Here is a 23994-nt window from a genome sequence, read left to right on the forward strand (position 1 = left end):
CTCCCCGCTACCGCGTACGGAAGTCGCCGCCCCGCCGTGGCCGCTCCGCGAACAGCTTCGCCTGGCGGTCCGGCGGCAGGTTCCCCAGGGCGATCAGGTGGGGTGCGTGCGCCAGCGCCTGCGCGCGGGCCGCCTCCTTCGCCGACCAGACCGCCCGCACGGTGCCCTGCACCGCCTCCGTGGGGTAGGAGGCGATGGTCTCGGCGGCGCGGACCGCCGCGGCCAATGAGGTGCCGGGTGGCGTCAGCTCGGAGACCAGGCCGGTCTCGTACGCCCGCCGCGCGGAGATCCTTTCCGCCGTGCCCATCAGCGCCATCCTCGCCACCTCGCCGAACGGCATGCGCTGCGCCAGGTGGATCGTCTCGTACGCGCTGACCATGCCGTACGTGGTGTGCGGGTCGAAGAACGTGGCGTGCTCGTCGGCCACGACGAACTCCGCCTCGCCGATGAGGTAGAAGGCGCCGCCGCACGCCATTCCGTTGACCGCGGCGATCACCGGTTTCCACAGGTCGTTCGCCTTCGGGCCGATCGCGATCAGCGGGTCGTCGATCGTGTACGGGGAGCTGGGCTGGGGCACGTCCGCGTCCCGGTCGATACCGGTGCAGAAGGCCTTTTCTCCCGCGCCCGTCACGACGACCGCACGGACCGTGTCGTCGTACCGGAACCGCCGCCAGGTCGCGGCCAGTTCCTCCGCCGTCCGTACGTCGATGGCGTTGTGGCGCTCGGGGCGGTCCAGGGTCAGGACCGCCACGCCGGTGTCCTCGTCGACCGCCGTGCGCAGGGCGGCGGGGGACGTCACGGGCGCTCCAGGAGCCAGCGCGGGACGACGGTTCCGCCCACGTCCGCGAAGACGACCTGCACCTTCGCGCCGATGCGCAGCCGGTCCGGGGGGACGGAGTCCAGCTCGCCGTCGGGAGCCGCGACGAGGTTGCCGACGAGACGGATGCGGGGGGCGTCGGCCAGCTCGACGATGATCGCGTTGTAGGGGGCGTGTGCGGCGTAGGCGGGGAGGAGGGGCGGGTGGGGGAAGACGTACGACCAGATGCGGGCGCGGCCGCTCATGCGGCGCCAGTCGCTTTCGAAGGACTGGCAGTGGGGGCAGCAGGGTCTGGGCGGGAACCTGAGCTCACCGCAGGCGGTGCAGGACTGTATGCGGAGTTCGCCTCGGGCGGCGTAAGCCCAGAAGGGGGCGCCGTCGTCGTCCGTGGTGGGTGTGAGGAGGGGGTCGGGGGTCGCGTCTGCCATGTGCTGTCCCTTTGCCGGGTGCGGGTTTGTTTTTTGGTTGCTCGCGCAGTTCCCCGCGCCCCTGAACGGCCCCTGCGGGGCCGTCAGGGACTATGCGGACCGCAGTAGCAGTGCTGAGGTGGGGACCCCTTCCCCTGCCGTCACCAGGCACGTCGTCGCGTTCGGGACCTGGGCCGTGGATGTGCCCCGCAGTTGCTTCACGCCCTCGTTGATGAGGTTGAAGCCGTGGACGTACGCCTCGCTGAGGCCGCCGCCGCCCGTGTTGATGGGGAGTCGTCCGCCGCTCTCCAGCGCGCCGCCCTCCGTGAAGGCGCCGCCCTCGCCGCGGCCGCAGAAGCCGTAGCCCTCCAGGGAGAGCGGGATGAGCGGGGTGAACGCGTCGTAGATCTGCGCCACGTCGACGTCCTGCGGTCCGAAGTCGGCCTGTTTCCACAGGTGTCGGGCCGCCGTCCAGGCCGGGCCGGAGAGCGGGTCGTCGTTCCAGTAGTTGACCATGCCGTGGTGCTGGGATGGCAGGCCCTGGGCGACGGAGTGGACGTACACCGGCTTGCGGCGGCAGTCGCGCGCCCGCTCGGCGGAGACGATGACGCAGGCCAGCGCACCGTCCGTCTCAAGGCAGTTGTCGAAGAGGCAGAGCGGCTCGCTGATCCAGCGCGAGGTCATATACATGTCGCGGGTCAGCGGGCGCTCGTACATCATCGCGGCCGGGTTCTGGTTGGCGCGGTTGCGGCAGGCGAGGGCGACGTTGAAGAGGTGGTCGCGGGTCGCGCCGTACTCGTGCATGTAGCGGCGCGCGAGCATCGCTATCTCGTCGGCCGGGCGGAGGAGGCCGAAGGGGCGCGTCCACTGGGCGGGGGTGGGGAGTTGGACTGTGGTGTTCTTCCAGGGGCGCGGGCCGCTGCCGCGCTTGCGGGAGCGCCAGGCGACGCCGACGCTCGCCTGGCCGGTGGCGATGGCCGATGCGAGGTGGGCGACCGTGGCGCAGGAACCGCCGCCGCCGTAGCCGACCTTGCTGAAGAAGGTCACGTCGCCGGCGCCGATGGCCTTGGCGACTTCGACCTCGTCGGTCTCCTCCATCGTGTACGAGGCGAAGGCGTCTACCTCGGACGGGGCGATACCGGCGTCGTCGAGCGCGTCGACGATCGCCCGGCACGCCAACTGTTTCTCGCTGTCGAGGAGTTGCTTGGCGAACGGGGTCTGGCCGATCCCGACGATCGCAGTAGCGTCCTTGAGTGAAGCCATGGGCAACGGAACCTCCGCCTGTCGCGGGCGTGTCACGGCTGCTGACAGCGCGTCAGGCTACAGCTAATCTGACGGTTAGTCAGCTACTGGGTTCTCTGCGGGAGGGGCTTGCGATGCGCGGCGACCTGGAGTGGGGCAGCATCCCGGGACTGGTCCGGGCGGCCGCCGGACGGTACGGCGCGCGGGAGGCGGTCGTCGAGGGCCGCACCCGCGTCTCGTACGCGGAACTGGGCGAGCGCGTGGAGCACGCGGCGGCCGCCTGCATGGCCAACGGCGTCGAGCCGGGCGACCGCGTCGCCGTCTGGGCGCCCAACACCCTCGACTGGATCGTCTCCGCGCTCGGCGCGGTCTCGGCCGGCGCGGTCCTCGTCCCCCTCAACACCCGCTTCAAGGGCGCCGAGGCCGCGGACGTCCTGGCGCGCAGCCGCGCACGGCTCCTCTTCGTCACGGGCACGTTCCTCGGCACGTCGTACGTCGCCTCGCTGCGCCGCGCGGCGGCGGACGGGCCCGGGGACGGCCCGCTGCCCGGCCTGCCGCACCTGAAGGAGGTGGTCGTCCTCGCGGACGACGCCCCGGAGGACTTCCGCACCTGGAAGGACTTCCTGGCGAGCGGCGACCGGGTGCCCGGCGAGACGGTCCGCACCCGGGCGGCGTCCGTCGACGGCGCCGCGCCCTCGGACATCATCTTCACCTCGGGCACGACGGGCCGCCCCAAGGGCGCCGTCATCACCCACGCGCAGACCCTGCGCTGCTACGACGTGTGGAGCGACCTCGCCGGGCTGCGCGAGGGCGACCGCTATCTGATCGTGAACCCGTTCTTCCACACCTTCGGCTACAAGGCCGGGATCATCGCCTGCCTGATGCGGGGCGCGACGATGATCCCGCAGCCGGTCTTCAACGTGGACACGGTCCTCGCCAACGTCGCCGCCGAACGCATCTCGGTCCTGCCGGGCCCGCCCACCCTGCACCAGTCGCTCCTCGACCACCCCTCGCGCGACCAGCACGACCTGTCCGCGCTGCGGCTCGTCGTGACGGGCGCGGCGGTGGTGCCGCTGCGGCTGGTGGAGCGGCTGCGCACGGAGCTCCACATCGCCACCGTCCTGACCGCGTACGGGCTTTCGGAGGCGAGCGGCATCGTCACGATGTGCCGCCGCGGCGACCCGGCCGACGTCATCGCGGCGACGTCGGGCCGGGCCATCCCCGACACGGAGGTGCGGGTGGTGAACCCCGCCGGGGCACCGCTGCCGCCCGGCCGGCCCGGCGAGATCCTGGTGCGCGGCCACCACGTCATGCGGGGCTACTTCGAGGACCCCGCCGGCACCGAACAGTGCCTGACGCCCGACGGCTGGCTGCGGACCGGCGACGTGGGCGTCCTCGACGAGGAGGGCAACCTCCGCATCACGGACCGCATCAAGGACATGTTCATCGTCGGCGGCTTCAACGCCTACCCCGCCGAGATAGAGCAACTCCTCGGCGTGCACCCGGAGGTGGCGGACGTCGCCGTGATCGGCGTGCCCGATCCGCGGCTCGGCGAGGTCGGCAAGGCGTACGTGGTGCGGCGCCCGGGGGCCGTCGTGACGGCGGACGACCTGATCGCGTGGGCGCGCCGGGAGATGGCCAACTACAAGGTGCCGAGAGCCGTCGAGTTCGTGGCGGAACTGCCGCGGAACGCGAGCGGGAAGGTGGTCAAGGGGGAGCTGCGGGGCGGCACTGCCGCTGCTACTCGGCGCCGGCCGCGATGAGGGCGGCCCGCTCGGCCTCGCCGCACTCCACGCAGAACTCGTTGCCCTCCGGGTCGGTGAGGGTGACCCAGCCGCGGCCGCTGGGCCGCCGGTGGTCCTCGTAGAGCTTCGCGCCGAGCGCGAGCAGCCGCTCGACCTCCTCGTCGCGGGTCCGGTCCTGCGGCTGGAGGTCGACGTGCAGCCGGTTCTTCAGGGTCTTGGTGTCCGGCACGGTCACGAAGAGCAGCGTGGCCCCGGCCGACTCGACCAGTGCCTCCGGGTCACCGGGGGAGTCGTCGTCGGAAACCTTGCCACCGAGGACCTCGGCCCAGAAGGTGGCCTGGCGGTAGGCGTCGTGGGAGTCGAACGTGAGGTGGCGCACATGAGATGTCATGGGCGGCACTCTCCGCTGTGGGGGCGGGAGTTGTCCACGGAAATTAGCCCGGCGCGGGCGGTCAGTGCCCGGACGGCGGCTCGAAACAGCCGGTCTCCATGAAGCGCCCGCTCGTCCTGACCTCGAAGTCCGACTTCTGGACGAAGGCGGTGACGCAGGCGTCGTCGCCTACATAGAGCCCGATCACGGCACCTTCGGGCGTGACGTGGTCCCCTTCCTCGTACCGCGAGTTCATGGCCTGCACGTCGAGCTGCCCGCCGATCAACTCGCCCTTCTCGGTCGTCTTCCGGACCTCGTACCCGAGCTCGCCGGTGAGCGCGGTGCGCACGCTGTCCGGGTCCCACTTCCGCGCCTCCCACAGCCGCTTCAGGACGGGCCGGACGCGGGCGGCCTCGACGCGGGCGGCCTCCGCGGAGTCCACGGACATCTCACCGGGGCGGCGGTAGGCGTTGTTCTCACCGTTGTGGGGCGCGCCGTCGACGACTCCGGGCTCTACGTAGGGGGAGGCGCCGGGGGCTTCCGAGGGCGTGGGGGACGGGGATGGCGTTGGCGTGCCGGCGGAGGGGGCCGCGGCGTCCGTGGCGGGCCGCTCGTCGCCGCAGGCGGTGAGGGCGAGGGCGGAGCCGAGGAGGAGCGCGCAGGCACCGAGGCGTCTTCGGCGGGTTCGGTACGTGGGGGTTCGGTACGTCGAGGTGACCATGCCCATGACTGTGCCACGGCAGCGTGGGCGACTGGGCCTCGACCGGGTATGCGGCTGGGCCGGGACCGGGTGAGCGGCTGGGCCGGGGCCGGGTGGGTGGCTCTGTCAGGATTGGTTGATGCACTCCGCACGACAGCTCCGCATCCTCTTTGTCACGGACCTTGCCTATCAGGCGAAAGGTCGCCGCTACTGCGACGAGGACATCTATCTCACCTCCCGCCTCCGGGAGGACTTCGACGTGGCTCTGTGCCATCCGCTGGACGCGGCGGCCCTGATGGAGACGGGGGCCTTCGACACCGTCGTGGTCCGCAACAGCGGGCCCGTCCTCCACTACGAGGCGCAGTGGGAGGACTTCAAGGAACGTGCAGGGCGTTGCGGTGCGCGGGTCTACAACCAGCTGAACGGCAAGGCCGACATGGTCGGCAAGCAGTATCTGCTCGACCTGACGGCGGGCGGCCACCCCGTGATCCCCACGGTTGACGACCCGGGGGAGCTCGACCGCCTCCCGGAGTCGGACACGTACGTGGTCAAGCCGAAGGCGGGCGCGGACTCCATAGGCCTGGAGTTCATGAGCCGGGACGAGGTCGCGAGGCTGCGGCCCGAGGCCGGCGTCCTGATCCAGCCGTGCGTCGACTTCACGTACGAGGTCTCGTTCTACTTCGTGGACGACGCCTTCCAGTACGCACTGCACGCGCCCGACCCCGCCAGGCGCTGGCACCTGGAGCGTTACGTCCCCACCGAGGCCGACCTGGCCTTCGCCCGCGGCTTCGTCGAGTGGAACGCCGTCGACCACGGCATCCAGCGGGTCGACGCGTGCAGGACCCGTGCCGGGGAGCTGCTGCTGGTCGAGCTGGAGGACCTCAACCCCTACCTCTCCCTGGACCTCCTGGACGAGGAGACGCGGGACGCGTTCGTGGCGGCACTGAAAAGGTCCCTGGCGGAGTGGGTCGATTGACGCAGCCCGTCTGGTGCCGCGTCCCGCCTTCCGTCCGGCCGCGGACAGGCCTAGCCTCACAAAGTAAGGAGAGTTCGCGGCAGCATGGCAGCGCGGCCGCCACTCCTCCCAGTCCCCGGACCCCGGACGCCGGAGCCGTGCCACCGATCTGAACGGCTCCGGTCCGCTGCCCTCGCGGCCTGCCCGACCGGGACGTTCTCCCGCACGCCCCGAAGCCGTGGGGCCAGGCGCGCGCCGACCCCGGAGGGGAGCCACGGCGTTGGCGCGCGCGGGGGGCCTAGTCCTGGGGCGTGACCGGTGCGTGGCTGTCACCCTGCGGGGTGACCGGAGCGTGGCTGTCGCTGAGCGGGGCGACCGGCGCGTGGCTGTCGGCCAGCGCGGGGCTCGCGGCGCCGCCTGCGGCAGCGGCCGCGATGGCCAGGGTGACGAGGACCTTCTTGGCGCGGATCATTCCAACTCCCTTGAGCAGTTCGACTTCTGGTGTGAAGAGACGCTATCGGCGTATGGCACAGCTGTTCGTCTTGTCTGATCGGTTCCCGCCGGGCCGTGGGCCTGAACCAGACACCGGACATGCGTCGGCCGCGACGGCTCCCCCTCCGCGCCGCCGCGGCCGATCGTTCCCCCGTCAGGAATGCAGCTTTAGGCGTCCTTGGGCGGGGTGGGCAGGTGGCTGTCACCCATGGTGGTGATGCCGTCCTTGGGCGGGGTGGGCAGGTGGCTGTCACCCATGGTGGTGATGCCGTCCTTGGGCGGAGCGGGCAGGTGGCTGTCCCCCTGCGTGGTGAGGTCCTGGTTCTTCTTCTTGTCGTCGCTCATGACTGACAACTCCCTGAAGTGACGGTCGCTGGGGCAGAACACCCGCTCGGCAACTCCCCCGAGGGTCGCCGAACGGGCGTTCCCAGGGCCGCTCACCCTATCTGTGGGGCCCACGCGACCCGTCTGCCCCCCGACGCGACGGATCGATGAACTAGAGAGTGACAGCCGCCCATAAACGTTCGATGAACGTCGCAGACGCTCAGGTCAGGCCGCTGCGACGGGGGACAGAAGGCCGCGCACCTCGTCGGCCTCGGGTGCTGCCGTCCGCTCGTGAATGGTGAGGGCCTCTCGCCAGCAGGCCCTTGCCCGGTCGGTCTGGCCGAGGCTCTGGAGGGACCTGCCGAGAATGGTCAGGACGTTGGCACGCATCCAGTCGCCGCCGATGCAACCCGTGGCGAGAGCCTGTTCCGCGTGCTGGGCGGCCTGTGCCGCTCGATGGGCGGCCAGCAGAGCCTCCGCCATGCGGAAGTGGGTGGTGCCCTCCCACAAGCGCTGGCGGCTCTCCCCGAACACGTGCAGAGCCTCGGTGAACTGCTCAAGAGCATCCGACTGGCGGCCGGCGTGGCTGAAGGCGATCCCGAGCGCGTACCGCGCGTTGGCGAGCCGAAACGTCAGGCCCAACTCGTCGTAGATCGCCATGCCTTGCTGGACCATCTCGATCGCGGCAGCGGTGCGCCCCGTGAAGACCAGGACGCGGGACAGGTTGCAGAGTGCGCTGGCCTCCCCCGCTCGGTTCCCGTCCGCGCGGAAGGCCGCGACGGCCTCGCGGAAGTACACCTCGCTGGCCGCGTGATGACTCCTGCAATAGGTCACGATGCCCTGCTCATTGGGGGCATTGCTCTTGGTCCAGGGGTCGTCGGACTCACGACCCAGCTCGGCCGCGCGGTCCGCCTCGGGCGCGGCCTCGTCGAACCGTCCGGTGTTCCCGCGGACCTGGCTGAGGGTGACCCGCGCGCGCCCCTCCGCGTGGGCGTCACCGAGCTCTTCCGCCGCGTCCCGAGCCGCGCACGTCGCCGACTCGTACCGCAACGAACTCGCCCCCGACTCCGCCAGATCCTTGGAAGCCAGCAGTAGGTCCACCGCGCGGCGGAGCGTGCTCGGGCCCAGGGACTGCTGGACGCAGGCCAGGATGCAGGCCGCCTCCGAGTGGAGCCAGTCCAGGGCCTTCGTGTCGTCCGTGAAGCCCTGGCCCGCGTGGTCCGTGGGCTCCAGGTGGTCCACCGTGCGGTCGCCGGGGCGTTCGATCGCGTAGACCCGGGCCGCCGAGGCGAGATAGAAGTCCAGGAGGCGGGAGAGCGCCGCGTCACGCTCGGTGGGCGGCTGCTCGTCGCGCTCGGCGCACGCACGCGCGTAGAGCCGTACGAGGTCGTGGTAGCGGTAGCGGCCGGGGGCCGCGGACTCCAGCAGGGAGGTGTCGACCAGGGACTCCAGGAGGTCTTCCGTTTCCTCCACCGGGAGGTCCAGGACCGCGGCGGCCGCCGCCAGGGAGAGGTCCGGGCCGTCCGCCAGGCCGAGGAGGCGGAACGCCCGGGCCTGGGCCGGCTCCAACTGGCCGTACCCCAGCTCGAACGTCGCCTTGACCGCGAGGTCCCCCGCCTGCAGCTCGTCCAGCCTGCGCCGCTCGTCCGCCAGCTTCGCCGCGAGCGTGGAGACCGTCCAGGTGCGGCGGGCCGCCAGGCGGGACGCCGCGATCCGGATGGCGAGCGGCAGGAAACCGCAGGCCGCCACCACGTCCAGGGCGGCCTCCCGCTCCGACGTCACCCGCTCCTCGCCGACGATGCGGGTGAAGAGGAGAAGCGCCTCCTCGGGGGACATCACGTCCAGGTCCACCAGGTGCGCGCCCGCCAGATCCACCATGCGGACGCGGCTCGTCACCAGCGCCGCGCAGCCCTCCATGCCGGGAAGCAGGGGCCTGACCTGCGCCGCGTCGCGGGCGTTGTCCAGCAGCACGAGGACGCGCCGGCCGTCGAGGACCGAGCGGTAGAGCGCCGCGCGCTCCTCCAGGGAGTCCGGTATCGCCGAGTCGGCCGTGCCGAGGGCGCGCAGGAAGGCGCCGAGGACCGTCTCCGGCTCGGCCGCCCGCGCGCCCGCCCCCTGGAGGTCCACGTACAGCTGGCCGTCGGGGAAGTGGGTGCGCGCGACGTGCGCGACGTGGACGGCCAGCGTCGTCTTGCCGACACCGCCGATGCCCGCCAGCGCCGACACCGCCATCACACGGCCCTCGGCGGTGGAGAGGATGTCGCTCAGCTCGTCCACGAAGGACGCGCGGCCCGTGAAGTCGGGGACCGTCGCCGGAAGCTGTGCCGGGCGTACCGCCGTCGTGATGGGTTCCTGGTCGGGGGCGGCGGGCTCGGCGAGGCCGGGGTCGGCCTGGAGGATGCGCTGCTGGAGCTCCTTGAGGCCCGGCCTCGGGTCCACGCCGAGTTCGTCGGCGAGGAGCCGGCGCGTGTCGGCGTAGACGGCGAGGGCCTCGGCCTGGCGTCCGCTGCGGTAGAGCGCGAGCATCAGCAGCTCGCGCAGCCGCTCGCGGAGCGGGTGCGCCGCCGTCAGCGCCGTCAGCTCCGACACCGCCTCGGCGTGGCAGCCCTGGTCCAGATCCATGTCGAGCCGGGTCTCGACGAGCTGCAGCCGCCACTCGTCGAGGCGGGTGCGCTGGGTGTCGGCGTACGGACCCGGGACGTTGGCCAGGGGTTCGCCGTCCCACAGGCCGAGCGCCTTGTTCACCAGCGTGCGCGCCTGGCAGAGGTCGCCGACGCTGCGGGCCTTCTCGGCCGCCGACCAGAGGTCTTCCGCCATGGCCAGGTCCAGCGCGCCGTCCGCGACCCGGACGGCATAGCCGCCGGCCTCGCTGACGAGCACGCCGGGAGGCAGCACCTTGCGGAGCCGGGACGCGTACGTACGTACCGCTGCCAGTGCCTGTGAGGGTGGCTCCTCGCCCCAGAGCGCGTCGATCAGTTCCGACGCCGTGGCCGTGCGGCCGTCCCGCAGCAGGAGGGCCGCGAGCAGCGCCCTCTGCTGGGGGGATCCGGTGTTGAGCTGTTCCGAGCCGTGCCACGCGCGCACCGGTCCGAGCACGCTGAAGCGCGACGTCCGGACCTCGGGGGGGTGCCCCTCGGTCCGCTCCTCGGGGGTGTTCCCCGAGGCCGGACGCCGCTGCTCCGGTACTCGCGGTACATCGACCATCGCTCCCCCTGCCGCCCTGCCGTTCCCAATCATGCCGGTCGCGGGTCTGCCCGCCCGCGGTGGTACGTATGCCTGCGGTCCTGTAGTCCTACGGTGTTGCAGCCCTGTGGTCCTTCGGTGCTGCCCGGCCCGTCGGGCCCGGTTCCTGCTCCCCGCCAGTTTGCCTTGTCCATGCCGGATGCGTCAGCCGTGGGAGACGGCTCTCACAGGGTCCTCGCACGACATTCCGCATCGCTTTCCCGCCACGGGCCGCGGCATGCCCTCGTGGTCGCCGCCGCGACCCCCCGAGCGGTCACCCTCGCACGACTAGCTGACGGGTCGTCAGATCGGCGCTACCGTGGCTCTCATGGAGACCATGGAGAGCTCGGAGACCGCCCCGGCGACCTTCCCGAAGATCATTTCGGTGGACGACCACACGGTCGAACCCCCCGACGTCTGGCGGGACCGGCTCCCGGCCAAGTACCGGGACCGCGGCCCCAGGATCGTCCGCGCACCCCTGAGGGAAATGTCCTTCCTGGGCGGGAAGTTCGCCCCCGTCATGGGGGAGAAAGGGGAGGAAGGGCCCATCGGGGACTGGTGGATCTATGAGGATCTGCACCGCCCCCTCACCCGCCTCGACACCGCGGTGGGCTACGCCAGGGACGAGATCCGGCTCGAGGTCATCACCTACGAGCAGATGCGTCCCGGCTCCTTCTCCGTCCCCGACCGGCTCGCCGACATGGACGTCAACCACGTCCAGTCCGCCCTCTGCTTCCCCACCTTCCCGCGCTTCTGCGGGCAGACGTTCACCGAGGCGAAGGACCGGGAGCTCGGGCTCCTCTCCGTCCAGGCGTACAACGACTGGATGGTGGAGGAATGGTGCGGTCCCGATGCCCACGGGCGCCTCATACCCCTCACCCTCATCCCGCTCTGGGACGCGGAGCTCGCCGCCGCGGAGGTCCGCAGGAACGCCGCGCGTGGAGTGCGGGCGGTCGCCTTCTCCGAGATTCCGCCCCATCTCGGGCTGCCCTCCATCCACACCGACGAGTGGGACCCCTTCCTGCGTGCCTGCGACGAGACCGGCACGGTCGTCGCCATGCACATCGGCTCGTCCAGCAAGATGCCGTCCACATCGGCGGACGCGCCGCCCGCCGTCGGCTCCACGATCACCTTCGCCAACTGCTGCTTCTCGATGGTCGACTGGCTGATGAGCGGCAAGTTCGAACGCTTCCCGAACCTCAAGGTCATGTACGCGGAGGGGCAGATCGGGTGGATCCCTTACATCCTGGAGCGGGCGGATGTGGTGTGGGAGGAGAACAGGGGGTGGGGCGGGGTCGCCGACAAGGTCACCCGACCGCCGTCGGAACTCTTCTCCTCGCATGTCTTCGGGTGCTTCTTCGATGACGCGTTCGGGCTGCGGAACCTCGATTCCATCGGGGTGGGGAATGTCCTGTACGAGACGGACTATCCGCACTCCGATTCGACGTGGCCGAAGTCGCGGGAGGTGGGGGAGGCGCAGATGGGTCACTTGGCCCCCGAGGTGGTCGACCGCATCGTCCGCGGCAACGCGATCGACCTTCTCGGCCTGACGGAGGCGGGCCTCTGGCCTGGCCGGTGAGCTGGCCCTCCGGGGGGCCGGGGGGGGCTTCCCTGCACCGTCCCGCTGGGGCAGGACCCCCAAGCCCGCCGCTTCGCGGCGGATGTTCCCCACCCACCCACCCGTTCGCCCCGCGCCGTTCCGCGGGAGTAGGGGCGGGTGGGTGGGCGTTCACCCCGCGATGCCTTGCGGGGGTAGGGGCGGGGTGGGTGGGGGTTGTCCCGCGACGGTCTGCAGGGGGAGGCCCGAGGCCCCACCGGGCCGCAGCCGCCAGCGCTCGCGAGGGGACGTGGGGGTATGTGCGAACGGAGCACCGAGCGCGCTGTGGCGTCTTTGTTCGGGCGGCGAGGCGCAGGGATGGCGAGTACGCACATACCCCTGCGGCCCCGCCCCACAGGCGGGCAGTAGGCGCGACCCGCACAAGACGCCCTGCCCCGCCCCGGGGAGCAGCGCCACGCGTAGACAGCCGTCCCGCGAGGGTTGTCTGACGGGGCGTCAGGGCCCACCATGGCGGCTGCGACCCGTATGACGGGGCGTCAGGTTTCGGTGAAGGGTGGGGTGCCCGTGATGCTTTACGGGATGCAGTTGCCGGTTCAGTCACAGAGTTCGATCTACGTCGAACCATGGGAAGCCCAAGCCACCCCCGAAGACCTCGTCGAGATCGCCCGCACCGCGGACCACACGGGCTTCGCCTACCTCGCGACCTGCGACCACGTAGCCATCCCGCGCCGCCTCGCCGACGCGATGGGCACCGTCTGGTACGACCCCGTCGCCACCCTCGCCCACCTCGCCGCCGTCACCGAGAACGTCCGCCTCCTGAGCCACGTCGCCATCGTCGGCCTGCGTCACCCCCTCCTCTCCGCCAAGCAGTACGCCACCCTCGACCACCTCAGCGGCGGCCGCCTGATCCTCGGGGTCGGCGCCGGTCACGTACAGGAGGAGTTCGAGGCGCTCGGCGTCGACTTCACGCGGCGCGGCCCGATCCTCGACGAGACGATCGACGCACTGAGGGCGGCCCTCGGCCCGGCCGAGTACCCCGAGCATCACGGTGACCGCTACGACTTCCAGGATCTCGGGCAGCTGCCCCGCCCCGCCCAGCCCCGCGTCCCCGTCTGGATCGGCGGCTCCTCGCCCGCCGCCGTCCGCAGGGCGGCCACCCGCGGCGACGGCTGGCTGCCGCAGGGCGACCCGCGTCCCGCACTGCCCGCGCAGATAGCCAGGCTGAGGCGGCTGCGGGAGGAGGCGGGGGTCCAGGAACCGTTCACCATCGGCGCGATCACCGAGGTGCTGTACGTGGGAGAGCCGGCCCACCCCGTGGGCCACCGCACGCTCTCCGGAAAGCCGGCCGCCCTCGCCGAGTCCCTGCGCGAGTACGCCGCGATGGGCGTGGACCAGATACAGGTGCGCTTCCGCAGCCGTAGCCGTACCGAACTCACCGACCAGATGGCGGCGTTCGCGACAGAAGTGGCCCCACACCTCAACCACTGACGAGCCAGTAGGGAGCACCGCATGGGCAAGCTCGACGGCCGCGTCATCATCGTGACCGGCGCCGCGCGCGGACAGGGCGAGCAGGAGGCGCGCCTCTTCGTGGAGGAGGGAGCCCGCGTCGTCGTCGCCGACGTACTCGACGAACAGGGCGAGGCGCTCGCCAAGGAGCTGGGCGAGGACTCCGCGGCCTACGTCCACCTGGACGTAGGAGTGGAGGCGGACTGGCAGGCCGCCACCGCCGCCGCGAGGGACGCCTTCGGGAAGGTCGACGGGCTGGTGAACAACGCTGGCATCCTCCGGTTCAACGAGCTCGTCAGCACCCCCCTCGAAGAGTTCCAGCAGCTCATCCAGGTCAACCAGATCGGCTGCTTTCTCGGCATCCGCACCGTCGCGCCCGAGATCGGCGCCGCGGGCGGCGGCACGATCGTGAACACGGCCTCGTACACGGCCCTCACGGGCATGGCGTACGTGGGCGCGTACGCCGCGACGAAGCACGCGATCCTCGGTCTCACCCGGGTCGCCGCCCTGGAGCTGGCCGCCAGGAACATCCGCGTCAACGCCGTGTGCCCGGGGGCCGTCGACACCCCCATGACCAACCCCGCGCAGCTGGACCCCACCGCCGACCCCACGGCGGCGCGGGAGGCGGTCGATGAGCTGTACAAGAAGCTCGTGCCGCTCGGGCGGATCGGACGCCCGCAGGAGGTGGCCGCCCTCGCGCTCTTCCTGACGGGGGACGACTCGGCGTACATCACGGGGCAGCCGTTCGTCGTGGACGGCGGCTGGCTCGCCGGGGTCAGTGTGATCTGACGTGCCGTCAGTTACCACCACCCCGCCGCCGCCCGGCCCTTGACGGCCCTCCCGCGCCAGTGGAACAGTCGACGCATCATAATCTGACGGCTCGTCAGAAACCGTCAGACTCTCACGAGGACGGTGAACCTCCTTGGAATTCGGTCTCTTTGTACAGGGATACGTGCCCGCCCAGCGGGCCAAGGTCGACCCCGAAGCGGAGCACAAGGCGCTCATCGAGGAGACCGAGTACGTCATCCAGGCGGACAAGTCCGGCTTCAAATACGCCTGGGCGTCCGAGCACCACTTCCTGGAGGAGTACTCACACCTCTCCGCCAACGACGTCTTCCTCGGCTACCTCGCCCACGCGACCGACCGCATCCACCTGGGCTCCGGCATCTTCAACCCGCTCGCGCCCGTGAACCACCCGGTGAAGGTCGCCGAGAAGGTCGCCATGCTCGACCATCTCTCCGAAGGGCGCTTCGAGTTCGGGACGGGGCGCGGTGCCGGTTCGCACGAGATTCTCGGCTTCATGCCGGGCATCACGGACATGAACCACACCAAGGAGATATGGGAAGAGACCATCGCCGAATTCCCCAAGATGTGGCTCCAGGACGAGTACGTCGGCTTCCAGGGCAAGCACTGGTCGCTGCCGCCCCGCAAGATCCTGCCCAAGCCGTACGGGAAGTCGCACCCGGCCATGTGGTACGCCGCCGGGTCCCCGTCCTCGTACGCCATGGCGGGCAAGAAGGGGCTCGGGGTCCTCGGCTTCAGCGTGCAGAAGGTCTCCGACATGGAGTGGGTCGTCGAGTCGTACAAGACGGCCGTGAAGGAGGCCGAGGCGATCGGCGGCTTCGTCAACGACAACGTCATGGTGACATCCACGGCGATCTGCGCGGAGACGCACGCCAAGGCCGTCGAGATCGCGGTCGGCGGCGGGCTCAACTACCTCCAGTCGCTCCTCTTCCGCTACCACGACACCTTCCCCCGGCCCGAGGGCATCCCCGAGTGGCCCGAGCTGCTCCCCGACTACACCGAGGAGCTCATCGAACTCCTCATCGCCGAGGAGCTGATGATCTGCGGCGACCCGGACGAGGTGCTCACGCAGTGCAAGCGGTGGGAGCAGGCCGGGGCGGACCAGCTCAGTTTCGGGCTGCCGATCGGGATCTCGCCCGAGGACACGAAGAACACGATCAAGCTGATCGGTGAACACGTGATTCCGAAGATCGACACGGATCCGGTCCACCGCACGACGCGCTTCCGGCAGGCCGCCGGCGCGTAGTCCCCCTGACCGCCCCGGCTTCCCCTCCCGGACGGAAGCCGGGGCCCTCCCTCTTCCCGTACCGCCCGTACCGCCCCGCCCGTACCGCCCTTCGAAAGGGGACCTTCCGTCATGCTCGACCACCTCATCAAGGGCGCGACCGTCGTCGACGGGACCGGTGCCCCCGCGCGCGTCGCCGACGTCGGGATACGGGACGGGCGCATAGCCGTCGTCGCCGAGCCGGGGTCCGTCACCGAGGAGGCCAGGACCAGTGAGGACGCCGAAGGGCGGGTCCTCGCGCCCGGGTTCGTCGATCCGCACACGCACTACGACGCCCAGCTGTTCTGGGACCCGTACGCGACGCCGTCGCTCAACCACGGCGTGACGACGGTCGCGGGCGGCAACTGCGGGTTCACGCTCGCGCCGCTGCACCCGGACCGGCCCGGCGACGCCGACTACACGCGGCGGATGATGTCGAAGGTCGAGGGCATGTCGCTGGTGGCGCTCGAAGAGGGCGCGCCGTGGTCGTGGAGTTCCTTCGGGGAGTATCTGGACGCCCTCGACGGGCGCATCGCCGTCAACGCCGGGTTCATGGTGGGGCACTGCGCGCTGCGCCGGTACGTGATGGGCGCGGACGCCGTCGGAGGGCAGCCCACGCCCGCCCAGCTGGCGGAGATGCTGAGCCTCTTCCACGACGCGATGGACGCGGGCGCCTGGGGGCTCTCCACCACCCAGTCGTCCACCCACTCGGACGGCGACGGGCAGCCGGTCGCCTCACGGCACGCGAAGCCCGCGGAGCTGCTCGCGCTCTCCCGCGCCGTCGGCGAGCACGAGGGGACGCAGCTGGAGGCGATCGTCGCGGGCTGCCTCGACCAGTTCGACGACGACGAGATCGAGCTGCTCGTGGAGATGAGCGCGGCGGCGGGCAGGCCGCTCAACTGGAACGTGCTCACCATCGACGCCGCCGTCCCCGAGCGCGTGCCCCGCCAGCTCGTGCCGAGCGAGCGCGCCCGCAAGGCCGGCGGCCGCGTCGTCGCGCTCACCATGCCGATCCTCACGCCCATGAACATGTCGCTCGGCACGTTCTGCGCCCTCAACCTCATCCCGGGCTGGGGCGACATCCTGGGCCTGCCCGTGCCCGAGCGGATCGCGAAGCTGCGCGACCCGGAGGTGCGCGCGGAGATGCTGCGGCGCGCGGGCAGCAAGGAGGCGGGCGTCTTCCGGCGGCTCGCCCGCTTCGACCGGTACGTCATCGGAGACACGTACTCCGAGGCGAACGAAGGCCTCACCGGGCGCGTCGTCGGCGACATCGCGGCCGAGCGGGGGCAGGAGCCGTTCGAGTGCCTGGTCGGGATCTGCGCGGCCGACGACCTGCGTACCGTCCTGTGGCCGATGCCCACCGACAACGACCCCGCCTCGTGGGCCCTGCGCGCCGAGGCGTGGCAGCACGAGGACGTGATGCTGGGCGGCTCAGACGCGGGCGCGCACCTGGACCGCATGTGCGGTGCCCCGTACACGACGCGCTTCATCGGCGACTGCCTGCGCGGCCGCAGACTGGCGAGCCTCGAACAGGCCGTCAAGATGCTCACCGACGATCCGGCCCGGCTCTTCGGGCTGCGTGAGCGCGGCCGGATCGCCGAGGGCTACCACGCCGACCTCGTCCTCTTCGACCCCGAGCGGATCGACGCGGGCAAGGCGACCCTCGTCCACGACCTGCCCGGCGACAGCCCGCGCCTGGACTCCAAGGCGATCGGCGTCAACGCGGTCTGGGTCAACGGGGTCGAGACGATCCGGGAGGACGTGGTGACCGGCGCGGTGCCGGGCAAGGTGCTGCGCTCGGGGCGCGACACCAGGACGGTGAGCACGAAGTGAGCGCGCCCGGACGGAGCGAACCGGGGCCGAGCGAAACGGGGCGTGCGCGGCGGCTGTTCATCGGGGGCGAGTGGGTCGAGCCCGACCACGGGCACCACGAAGTGCTGAACCCCGCGACCGAGCACGTCGTCGGCCTCGCCCCCGAGGCGAGCGCCGAGCAGGCCCTGGCCGCCGCGGCGGCGGCCCGCGAGGCCTTCGCGAGCTGGTCGCGCACGACGCCCGAGGAGCGCGCGGCGGTACTGTCCCGCACCGCCGAGATCCTGCGGCGCGACGCGGCCGCGTACGCCGACCTCGCCCGGGCCGAGAGCGGCGCCACGACCGCGACGGCGTACGGCATGCAGGTGGCGGTGGCGGTGGCGCGCTTCGAGCGGTACGCGAAGGGGGCGCTGGAGCCGGTCGAGACGGCGCTCCCGCCGCAGATCAACGAGGCCGGGCCCATGGGGAAGGCGGGCGTCATGGGGGCGCTCGCCGTCCGCCGCCCGGTGGGCGTCGTCACCTGCGTCACCTCCTACAACAACCCGTGGGCCAACCCCGCGGGCAAGGTGGCGCCCGCCCTCGCGATGGGCAACACGGTCGTCGTGAAGCCCGCGCCGCAGGACCCGCTGTCGGTGTACGGGATGGCGGCGGCCCTGGAGGAGGCGGGTGTGCCGCCCGGCGTGGTGAACGTCGTCTCCGGCACGGACGTGTCCGTCGGCGAGGCGGCCGTCGCGTCCCCGGACGTCGACATGGTGAGCTTCACCGGCTCGACCGCCGTCGGACAGCGCATCGGCGAGGTGTGCGGCCGCGCCATGAAACGTCAGCTGATGGAGCTCGGCGGCAAGGGGGCGGCGATCGTCCTCGACGACGCGGACCTGGACGCGGCGGTGGCGGGCATCGGCACGACGTTCTCTTTCTACAGCGGCCAAATCTGCACGGCCCCAACACGAGTACTGGCGCAACGCCCCATATACGAACCCCTATTGGAAAAGCTGAAGACCTACGCCGGCCACCTGAAGGTCGGCGACCCGGCCGACCGGGGAACGGTGGTCGGCCCGGTAATCTCCGCAGCACACCGCGACCGCATCGAGGCATACGTCGAGGGCGCCCGCAAGGAGGGCGCCCGACTCCTCACAGGCGGCGACCGCCCCCCACTCACGACCGGCTTCTACGTCGCCCCCACCCTCCTCGCCGACTGCACCCCCGACATGCGGGCGGTCCGAGAGGAGATCTTCGGCCCGGTGATCACCGTCGTCCCCTTCGACGCCGCAACCCCGGAGGAGGCCGAGGAAACGGCGATCACCCTCGCCGACGACAGCGACTACGGCCTCATCGACTACGTCTGGTCCGGCGACGTGGCCCGCGCCTTCCGCATCGCCCACCGCCTGCGCGCGGGCGGCGTAGGCGTGAACACGATCGGCCGCAACATGGAGGCCCCCTTCGGCGGCTTCAAAAAGAGCGGAGTGGGCCGCGACGTCGGCTCGTACGCCCTGCACGCATACAGCGAACTCCAGTCCCTCGTCTGGCCGGGGTGAGGGCACGGCAGCGGCATCCGTACCGTATGCCCCGCTTTGCAGCACCGTCGCAGAAGTTCGCTCTGGCGAAACCGACAACCCCACCGCTAGCGTCAGTCGTCTTGGTCGGAACTTTGTCTCACGACGCACGCCACAGCGTGATCGAACAGGGGGGAACGGAACGGCATGGGCGACCCGGACCTGACGGTCGACTATGACTTCCTCGCGGACTGCGAGCGCAAGCTCGGCCAGCTCAAGAAGACCTTCGAGGACATCGAGAACCGCCGGGACGACATGAAGGAGCACTGGGGCTCCGGTGCCGTCGCCGGGGCCATGGAGGACTTCGTCGACAACTGGGACGACTACCGCACCAGGCTCATCGAGTCCATCGAGTCGGTCGGCAAGCTCGTGACCGGCAGCAAGAAGGCCTTCGAGGACCTCGACGAGAAGCTGGCCAAGACGGGCAAGAAGCAGCAGAAGAAGTGACGCCATGACACCGACATCCAAGCGCCGTCCGGTGGACTGGCAGCCGCTGTGCGACTCCGATCCCGTTCCCGGTGATCCGGAGGAGATCCGCGACGAGGTCAAGCACATGATCTCGGTGGCCAAGAAGCTCCGGGACCAGGCGAAGAACCTCAAGGCGATCAGCGACGACGAGACGCTCAAGGGCAAGTACGTGCAGTCCCTGCGCGAGGAGTCCTCGACGCTGGAGAAGCACATGCGGGAGGTGGCCGGGCGGTACGAGCGGGTGCACGGCCATCTGACCAAGTGGTCGAACGAGCTGGAGGACTTCCAGAGCGACGCCGACAAGATCCTGCACCAGGCCAAGGAGAAGCAGGACGAGATCGAGGCCGACAAGGCCAAGAAGTCCGGCTCGGAGGACAAGGACGCCCCGGGCGGGTCCCCCAGCGGCACCAGCACCGCCGACGACCCCCTTCACTCGTACCGGACCCGCCTGCACACCGTCACCAGTGACAGGGACACCCGCGCCAACCATCACGCGGGCGAGATCCGTGACGAGATCGACGACGTGATCGAGGACTCGTGGTGGGACGACGTCAAGGGCTGGGTCCATGAGAACGCGGACCTGATCAAGGCCTTCATAGATGTCATCGGCTGGATCGCGACGGCTGCGGGTTTCCTGGCGCTCGCCATTCCCGGCTTGAACATGCTCGTCCTCGGTATCGCAGGGCTCACGATCGTGCTGAGACTTCTGCTGGTGGCATCCGGTGATGCCAGTTGGACGGATGTCGCCTTCGACGTCGTGGGCGGGCTGCTGGTGGTGGGTGGCCTCCGGGCCGCCGCGAAGCTCGCCCGCGGCGCCAAGGCCACCGTGGCTGCCGCTCAGGGCGCCCGGACCGCCGGCCTGAGCCGAGGCCTCGGCGCCGTCAAGGGCGTCCTGGACGACACGGGGCGGATGATGACCAAAATGCCGCAAGGACCGGGGCGGCAGGCTCTCGGGGCGGCTCGCAACGCGATGCGCAAGTCCATCTCCCAGAATGTCGGCCTGGTGGCCAAGAACCCGCTGCGAGTCAGCCCGTTGTCGACGCTGGCGCACCTCGGCGACAAGGAGATGGCCGGCATGGCGAAGATGCTGAAGGCGAACAAGGCCACCTTCCCGGAGGCCGCCGGGGCCGCCGCGGACAAGGCGTACAAGTCCTACCAGGCGGGCCTCGCCGTCGCGTGGGCCGGCATGGGGATGGACATCACGGACAAGGCGCTGGGCAAGAGCGACCTGACAAGCTTGACCGAGGAGAAGTTCGGAAGCGGCGAGAAGCCGTACAACCAGGGATATTCCGACTGGAAGGACAACACCCTGAAGCCCGCCCCCGACACCCACTGGTGAGGACGACCATGGACCTGTACTCGGCGCAACGCATCGCCGAGGCCGAAGCCGGCCGCACCGGAATCGGCACCGGCCCCAACCGGCGGCTCCGGCTGACGCTGTTCATCGGCATGCCGCTGTTCCTGCCGGTACTGGGAATCATGATCCTGGTGCCGAAGTCCCTGATGAACGACGTGCTCCACGTTTATGAGGCCGGGATCGTCGGCTGCCTCCTGCACTACGTCTGGGTGTTCGCGAAATACCCCCGCCATGCGGACCGTCCGCCCTACCTCACCCGGGATCTGGCCATGGGCGGTGGCTTCTTCCTGCCCTCGCTGTTCTTCGGTTTCTGGCCGGGCATGATCGCCGCCCCGGCGTGGGCGCTCTTCGTAGGCGTTACCTATGCAGTGGAACTGACACGGGGGCGCAATGACCACCGCTGAGCGACGTCGGACCCCGAACGGCTTCAACCTGGTGCCGCCGCCCGGCTGGGACGTGATTCCGCTGCGTACGGGTACCCAGGAGGCGATGGACCGCATCGTCCGCAAGGCGGTCAGACAACTCCCCGCCGGTTTTCCCAAGGACGACATTCCGAAAGCCCGGATGAAGCTTCTTCAGGAGATGAAGAAGGTCGTACGACGGGCCCGCGCCAAAGGGGGCATGACCCTCTACCTTCCCACCGAGCGCCTCCATGGCGTCGCGCTGCCCGTCTCGATCGTGGCCTCCGAACCGATCGAGATTCCGAGGGTCAGGCCCCGGAGCGGCCCTGAAGCGGTCTTGGCGGCGCTCGCCTCCGAGACTCCCGGTGCCGAGATGCGGGAGCTGGACGACACCGCGGCCCTGCGCTCGGAGCGAGATGTACCCGCGGACGCGGCTCAGGACGTCGACGTGGCTCACCGCCGGGTCGAGTACTTTGTGCCGGTCCCGGACAGCACGCCCGACCAATACCTCACCTTCTCCTTCAGCGCGCTGATCGCGCCCGGCTCGGATCCCGCCTTCTACGACACGCTCGTGGAGCTGTTCGACGCCGTCATGAGCACCTTCCGCTGGAGTTACGCCTGAGCGCCGCCCTCCGCCTGCCCGCGCCCTGACGAAAGAGACCGCTCATGTCCGACGGCACCCTGTGGAGCACCGATCTCGGTGCTCCGCTTCATATCGACACGGATGCCAACCCCGACCTCTGGGGGTATCTCCACCTTCAGATCGACAAGAAGAACTTCAAGGAATGGCTGGACCTCCACCTGACCGGTCTGGCCATCGTCCACGGCGTCGAACTCACCCGTAAGCTCCGCCGCTTCCACAAGAGCTTCTACGAGCAGACCATCGTCACCCTGAGGGACAAGCTTCAGGCCGACGAGGCGTTCATTTATCACCCCGTTCCGCTGACCTATATGCCGTTGGTGGTGCACGCCACGCGGATTGACTGCGGCGCCCGTGACGCGGGCTCCTGTGAGGGAGTTGCCGCGCTCACGGTGCCGCATGCGGAGATTCCCGAGTGGCAGCAGCGGAGCGGCAGCGTTCCGTTCGCCTCTCCGTATCTCGGTGGGGATGGAGTCCGGGTCGTCCGGTCCTATCCTGCCGACAGTTCCGTGATGATGACCTCGGTGTCGTATCACTGGCACACCCCGGACGGTCTTCCCGATGTGCTGCTCCGGGGGCACCACGACGATCCGGAGTTGATCGCCGCGGCGATGGAGCCGTTGGACGACTTCGCGCGGACGCTCAGGCTTCCCGGGTAGGGGGCCGCGGGTCAGTCGCCCAGGAAGATCGGGTTCGTGAAGGCGCACAGGGGGCCCGGGAGGCCCGGGGTGGTTGCGGGGTGGCGGACTTCTGCTCTGACGTAGGCCGCGTAGGAAGGGGTTGTGTGCCATTCCAGGGTGCCTGTGCCGGAGGCCGGGAGGGCTGGGCCCGTGTGCAGGACGCCCTGGTCGGTGATGAAGCGCGGTGTGCAGCCGGGGGCGCCCTTGATGGTCAGGCGGACCGTGACCGGGGTGTCGGGGGCGACGGGGAGGCGGCCGCCTATGCCTGCGTGGCTGCCTCTGCCGCCTGCCGCGGTGAAGGTGAGTTCTACGGATTTCGATTCGGCGATGTAGGAGCGGCCGCGGCGGATGCCGTCCTGGATGGCCTCGCGGGTCAGGTCGTCGGCGAGGACGACGGTCTGCGGGCCGCCGATGCGGTCGGGGTCGCGGTGCGCGTCGCTGTTGCCCATGGCGGGGATCCAGGGGCGGCCCCCGCCGCGTACGGACGTGACGAGCATGCTGTCCCAGTCGGACAGGGACACCTCGTCGTCGGGCGTGTACGCGCCGTTCCACACCTCGACCGCGTCCGCCTCGCCGAAGCCGAACTTCCAGTTGCAGCCGACGCAGGTGGCGTGCGGGTGGGCCGGGACGACGAGGCCGCCCGCGTCGCGGATCCTGCGGGCGTACCTGCCGAAGCGGTTGTCGCGGGCACGGTAGCGCCAGTCGACGAACGTGCCGGGGTCCGTGCCGAGGGCGACGAGGTGGCCGTTCCGCGTCGTCACCTCCTCGCCGAGCATGATCAGGAGGTCGTCGCCCGCGTGCTCCGCCCAGTGGGCGTGCGCCGAGTGCGTGTTGTGCTCGGAGCTGTTGATGAAGTCGAGGCCCGCCGCCCGGGCCAGGGCGGCGATCTCGGCGAGGGTGCGCCTGCCGTCCGAGTACACGGAGTGCAGGTGGCAGTCGCCGCGGTACCAGGCGCGGCCGCGGCCCTTCGCGCGCTCCGGCGGGTAGGCCGGTTTCGGGGTGTGGCCCGGTTTCCCGTAGGTCAGGGTGATCGTCACCTCGTAGGGGAGGCCCTCGGGGGCGACCGTGTACGGGCCGAGCGCGATGTGCCAGGTGCCCGCGCGGATGCGGCCCGGGATGTAGCCGGGCGTCGCGTCGTCGGCGCGGATGAAGAACTCGGTGCGGGCGCCGCCCGACCAGCCGCGGAAGCCCTTGCCGCCGAGCTCCGTGCCGCGCTCGTCGAACACGCCGATGTCGAGGGCGTTTCCCTGCGTGCCGGGTGGCACGGCCGGCTTCTGGTAGGTGTACGAGGCGTGGAACTCGGCGACCCCGTGCGGGACTTCGACCGGCAGGTACACGAAGTCGGGCGAGCCGGGCGGCAGCGTGCCGCGCACCGTTCTCGTCTCCTTGCCGCCCGGCGCCCCGTCCCGCGCGGCAGCGCGCCGCTCGGCGCCGCTTGCGAAGCTCACGCTGCCCAACGTAATCGCGGCGGCGGCTCCCGTCACGAACAGTCCGCGCCGGTTCGGTCCCTTGTGCGCCGGGTGTCCGGCGTCGTTCTCGCACATGCTGCGGCTCCCCAGGGTGTCGGTGGTGACATGGGTGGTGCGTGCAACCCTGGTATTGAGCCGTGAACTGCGCGGCAAGGGAAGGCGAGTGACGGTTTTCCACCCGGTGGCCGACGAACGTGCCCCGGGAGGGGGC

At 70.6% G+C, this 23994-nt stretch carries 21 protein-coding genes and 1 pseudogene; 13 read left to right on the forward strand and 9 right to left on the reverse strand.

Going from position 1 to position 23994, the window contains the following annotated elements:
- Window positions 1-7: 7 nt before the first annotated feature.
- From ACZ56E_RS23450 to ACZ56E_RS23460, 3 genes are all read right to left on the reverse strand, one after another.
- Entirely contained in the window at window positions 8-799 is a 792-nt protein-coding gene (locus ACZ56E_RS23450; protein WP_471216963.1) for an enoyl-CoA hydratase/isomerase family protein, read from the reverse strand.
- The gene (locus ACZ56E_RS23455; protein ID WP_471216965.1) at window positions 796-1245 is read right to left on the reverse strand and encodes a Zn-ribbon domain-containing OB-fold protein; all 450 of its coding nucleotides are present in this window, start codon (window positions 1243-1245) and stop codon (window positions 796-798) included. The genes ACZ56E_RS23450 and ACZ56E_RS23455 overlap by 4 nt, the downstream gene beginning before the upstream one ends.
- Window positions 1246-1335: 90 nt before the next feature.
- Complete coding sequence (locus ACZ56E_RS23460) at window positions 1336-2487, reverse strand: lipid-transfer protein (protein ID WP_471216967.1); 1152 nt, start codon at window positions 2485-2487, stop codon at window positions 1336-1338.
- A 113-nt stretch (window positions 2488-2600) separates the two neighbouring features.
- Here ACZ56E_RS23460 and ACZ56E_RS23465 point away from each other — a divergent pair, with 113 nt between their 5' ends.
- The gene (locus ACZ56E_RS23465) at window positions 2601-4229 is read left to right on the forward strand and encodes a FadD3 family acyl-CoA ligase (RefSeq protein WP_471216969.1); all 1629 of its coding nucleotides are present in this window, start codon (window positions 2601-2603) and stop codon (window positions 4227-4229) included.
- Here ACZ56E_RS23465 and ACZ56E_RS23470 read toward each other — a convergent pair.
- A pseudogene (locus tag ACZ56E_RS23470) lies at window positions 4228-4602 on the reverse strand (VOC family protein); the annotation flags it as partial. The gene ACZ56E_RS23465 and the pseudogene ACZ56E_RS23470 sit on opposite strands and share 2 nt — an antisense overlap.
- A gap of 61 nt (window positions 4603-4663) precedes the next feature.
- Window positions 4664-5302 (reverse strand): hypothetical protein, encoded by a 639-nt coding sequence (locus ACZ56E_RS23475; protein ID WP_471216971.1) that lies wholly within the window; start codon window positions 5300-5302, stop codon window positions 4664-4666.
- Between the two features lie 118 nt (window positions 5303-5420).
- Between ACZ56E_RS23475 and ACZ56E_RS23480 the strand changes: the two genes are divergently transcribed.
- Complete coding sequence (locus ACZ56E_RS23480) at window positions 5421-6257, forward strand: hypothetical protein (RefSeq protein ID WP_471216973.1); 837 nt, start codon at window positions 5421-5423, stop codon at window positions 6255-6257.
- Window positions 6258-6534: 277 nt separating this feature from the next.
- Here ACZ56E_RS23480 and ACZ56E_RS23485 read toward each other — a convergent pair whose 3' ends face one another.
- From ACZ56E_RS23485 to afsR, 3 genes are all read right to left on the reverse strand, one after another.
- A complete protein-coding gene (locus ACZ56E_RS23485) occupies window positions 6535-6708 on the reverse strand; it encodes a hypothetical protein (protein WP_471216975.1) in 174 nt (57 codons plus the stop codon).
- Between the two features lie 188 nt (window positions 6709-6896).
- The gene (locus tag ACZ56E_RS23490) at window positions 6897-7073 is read right to left on the reverse strand and encodes a sigma-like protein (protein WP_471216976.1); all 177 of its coding nucleotides are present in this window, start codon (window positions 7071-7073) and stop codon (window positions 6897-6899) included.
- A 204-nt stretch (window positions 7074-7277) separates the two neighbouring features.
- Entirely contained in the window at window positions 7278-10256 is a 2979-nt protein-coding gene (gene afsR, locus ACZ56E_RS23495) for an SARP-family global regulator AfsR (RefSeq protein ID WP_471216978.1), read from the reverse strand.
- Window positions 10257-10602: 346 nt separating this feature from the next.
- On the opposite strand from afsR, the gene ACZ56E_RS23500 reads away from it, so the two are divergent.
- From ACZ56E_RS23500 to ACZ56E_RS23550, 11 genes are all read left to right on the forward strand, one after another.
- Window positions 10603-11853, forward strand: a complete 1251-nt coding sequence (locus tag ACZ56E_RS23500; RefSeq protein ID WP_471216981.1) for an amidohydrolase family protein — start codon at window positions 10603-10605, stop codon at window positions 11851-11853.
- Window positions 11854-12411: 558 nt separating this feature from the next.
- The gene (locus tag ACZ56E_RS23505) at window positions 12412-13320 is read left to right on the forward strand and encodes an LLM class F420-dependent oxidoreductase (protein ID WP_471216983.1); all 909 of its coding nucleotides are present in this window, start codon (window positions 12412-12414) and stop codon (window positions 13318-13320) included.
- Between the two features lie 21 nt (window positions 13321-13341).
- Window positions 13342-14127 (forward strand): SDR family NAD(P)-dependent oxidoreductase, encoded by a 786-nt coding sequence (locus ACZ56E_RS23510; protein ID WP_471216985.1) that lies wholly within the window; start codon window positions 13342-13344, stop codon window positions 14125-14127.
- Between the two features lie 133 nt (window positions 14128-14260).
- Complete coding sequence (locus tag ACZ56E_RS23515) at window positions 14261-15388, forward strand: LLM class flavin-dependent oxidoreductase (RefSeq protein WP_468610452.1); 1128 nt, start codon at window positions 14261-14263, stop codon at window positions 15386-15388.
- 111 nt (window positions 15389-15499) lie between these two features.
- The gene (locus ACZ56E_RS23520; RefSeq protein ID WP_471216988.1) at window positions 15500-17239 is read left to right on the forward strand and encodes an N-acyl-D-amino-acid deacylase family protein; all 1740 of its coding nucleotides are present in this window, start codon (window positions 15500-15502) and stop codon (window positions 17237-17239) included.
- A complete protein-coding gene (locus ACZ56E_RS23525) occupies window positions 17236-18750 on the forward strand; it encodes an aldehyde dehydrogenase family protein (RefSeq protein WP_471216990.1) in 1515 nt (504 codons plus the stop codon). Before ACZ56E_RS23520 ends, ACZ56E_RS23525 begins: the two co-directional genes overlap by 4 nt.
- A gap of 165 nt (window positions 18751-18915) precedes the next feature.
- Entirely contained in the window at window positions 18916-19215 is a 300-nt protein-coding gene (locus tag ACZ56E_RS23530) for a WXG100 family type VII secretion target (RefSeq protein ID WP_468087081.1), read from the forward strand.
- 4 nt (window positions 19216-19219) lie between these two features.
- On the forward strand, window positions 19220-20575 hold the full coding sequence (locus ACZ56E_RS23535) for a hypothetical protein (RefSeq protein WP_471216993.1): 1356 nt from the start codon (window positions 19220-19222) through the stop codon (window positions 20573-20575).
- 8 nt (window positions 20576-20583) lie between these two features.
- Window positions 20584-20997, forward strand: coding sequence for a hypothetical protein (locus ACZ56E_RS23540; protein WP_471216995.1), 414 nt, complete (start codon window positions 20584-20586; stop codon window positions 20995-20997).
- Window positions 20984-21616: a hypothetical protein gene (locus tag ACZ56E_RS23545; protein WP_471216997.1), complete on the forward strand. Its 633-nt coding sequence runs from the start codon at window positions 20984-20986 to the stop codon at window positions 21614-21616. Before ACZ56E_RS23540 ends, ACZ56E_RS23545 begins: the two co-directional genes overlap by 14 nt.
- Before the next feature lie 44 nt (window positions 21617-21660).
- Window positions 21661-22293: a hypothetical protein gene (locus ACZ56E_RS23550; RefSeq protein ID WP_471216999.1), complete on the forward strand. Its 633-nt coding sequence runs from the start codon at window positions 21661-21663 to the stop codon at window positions 22291-22293.
- An 11-nt stretch (window positions 22294-22304) separates the two neighbouring features.
- On the opposite strand, the gene ACZ56E_RS23555 is transcribed toward ACZ56E_RS23550, so the two are convergent.
- The gene (locus ACZ56E_RS23555; RefSeq protein ID WP_471217001.1) at window positions 22305-23858 is read right to left on the reverse strand and encodes a CehA/McbA family metallohydrolase; all 1554 of its coding nucleotides are present in this window, start codon (window positions 23856-23858) and stop codon (window positions 22305-22307) included.
- Between the last annotated feature and the right edge of the window lie 136 nt (window positions 23859-23994).

It is taken from the genome of Streptomyces sp. NPDC039480 (genome assembly GCF_055597165.1).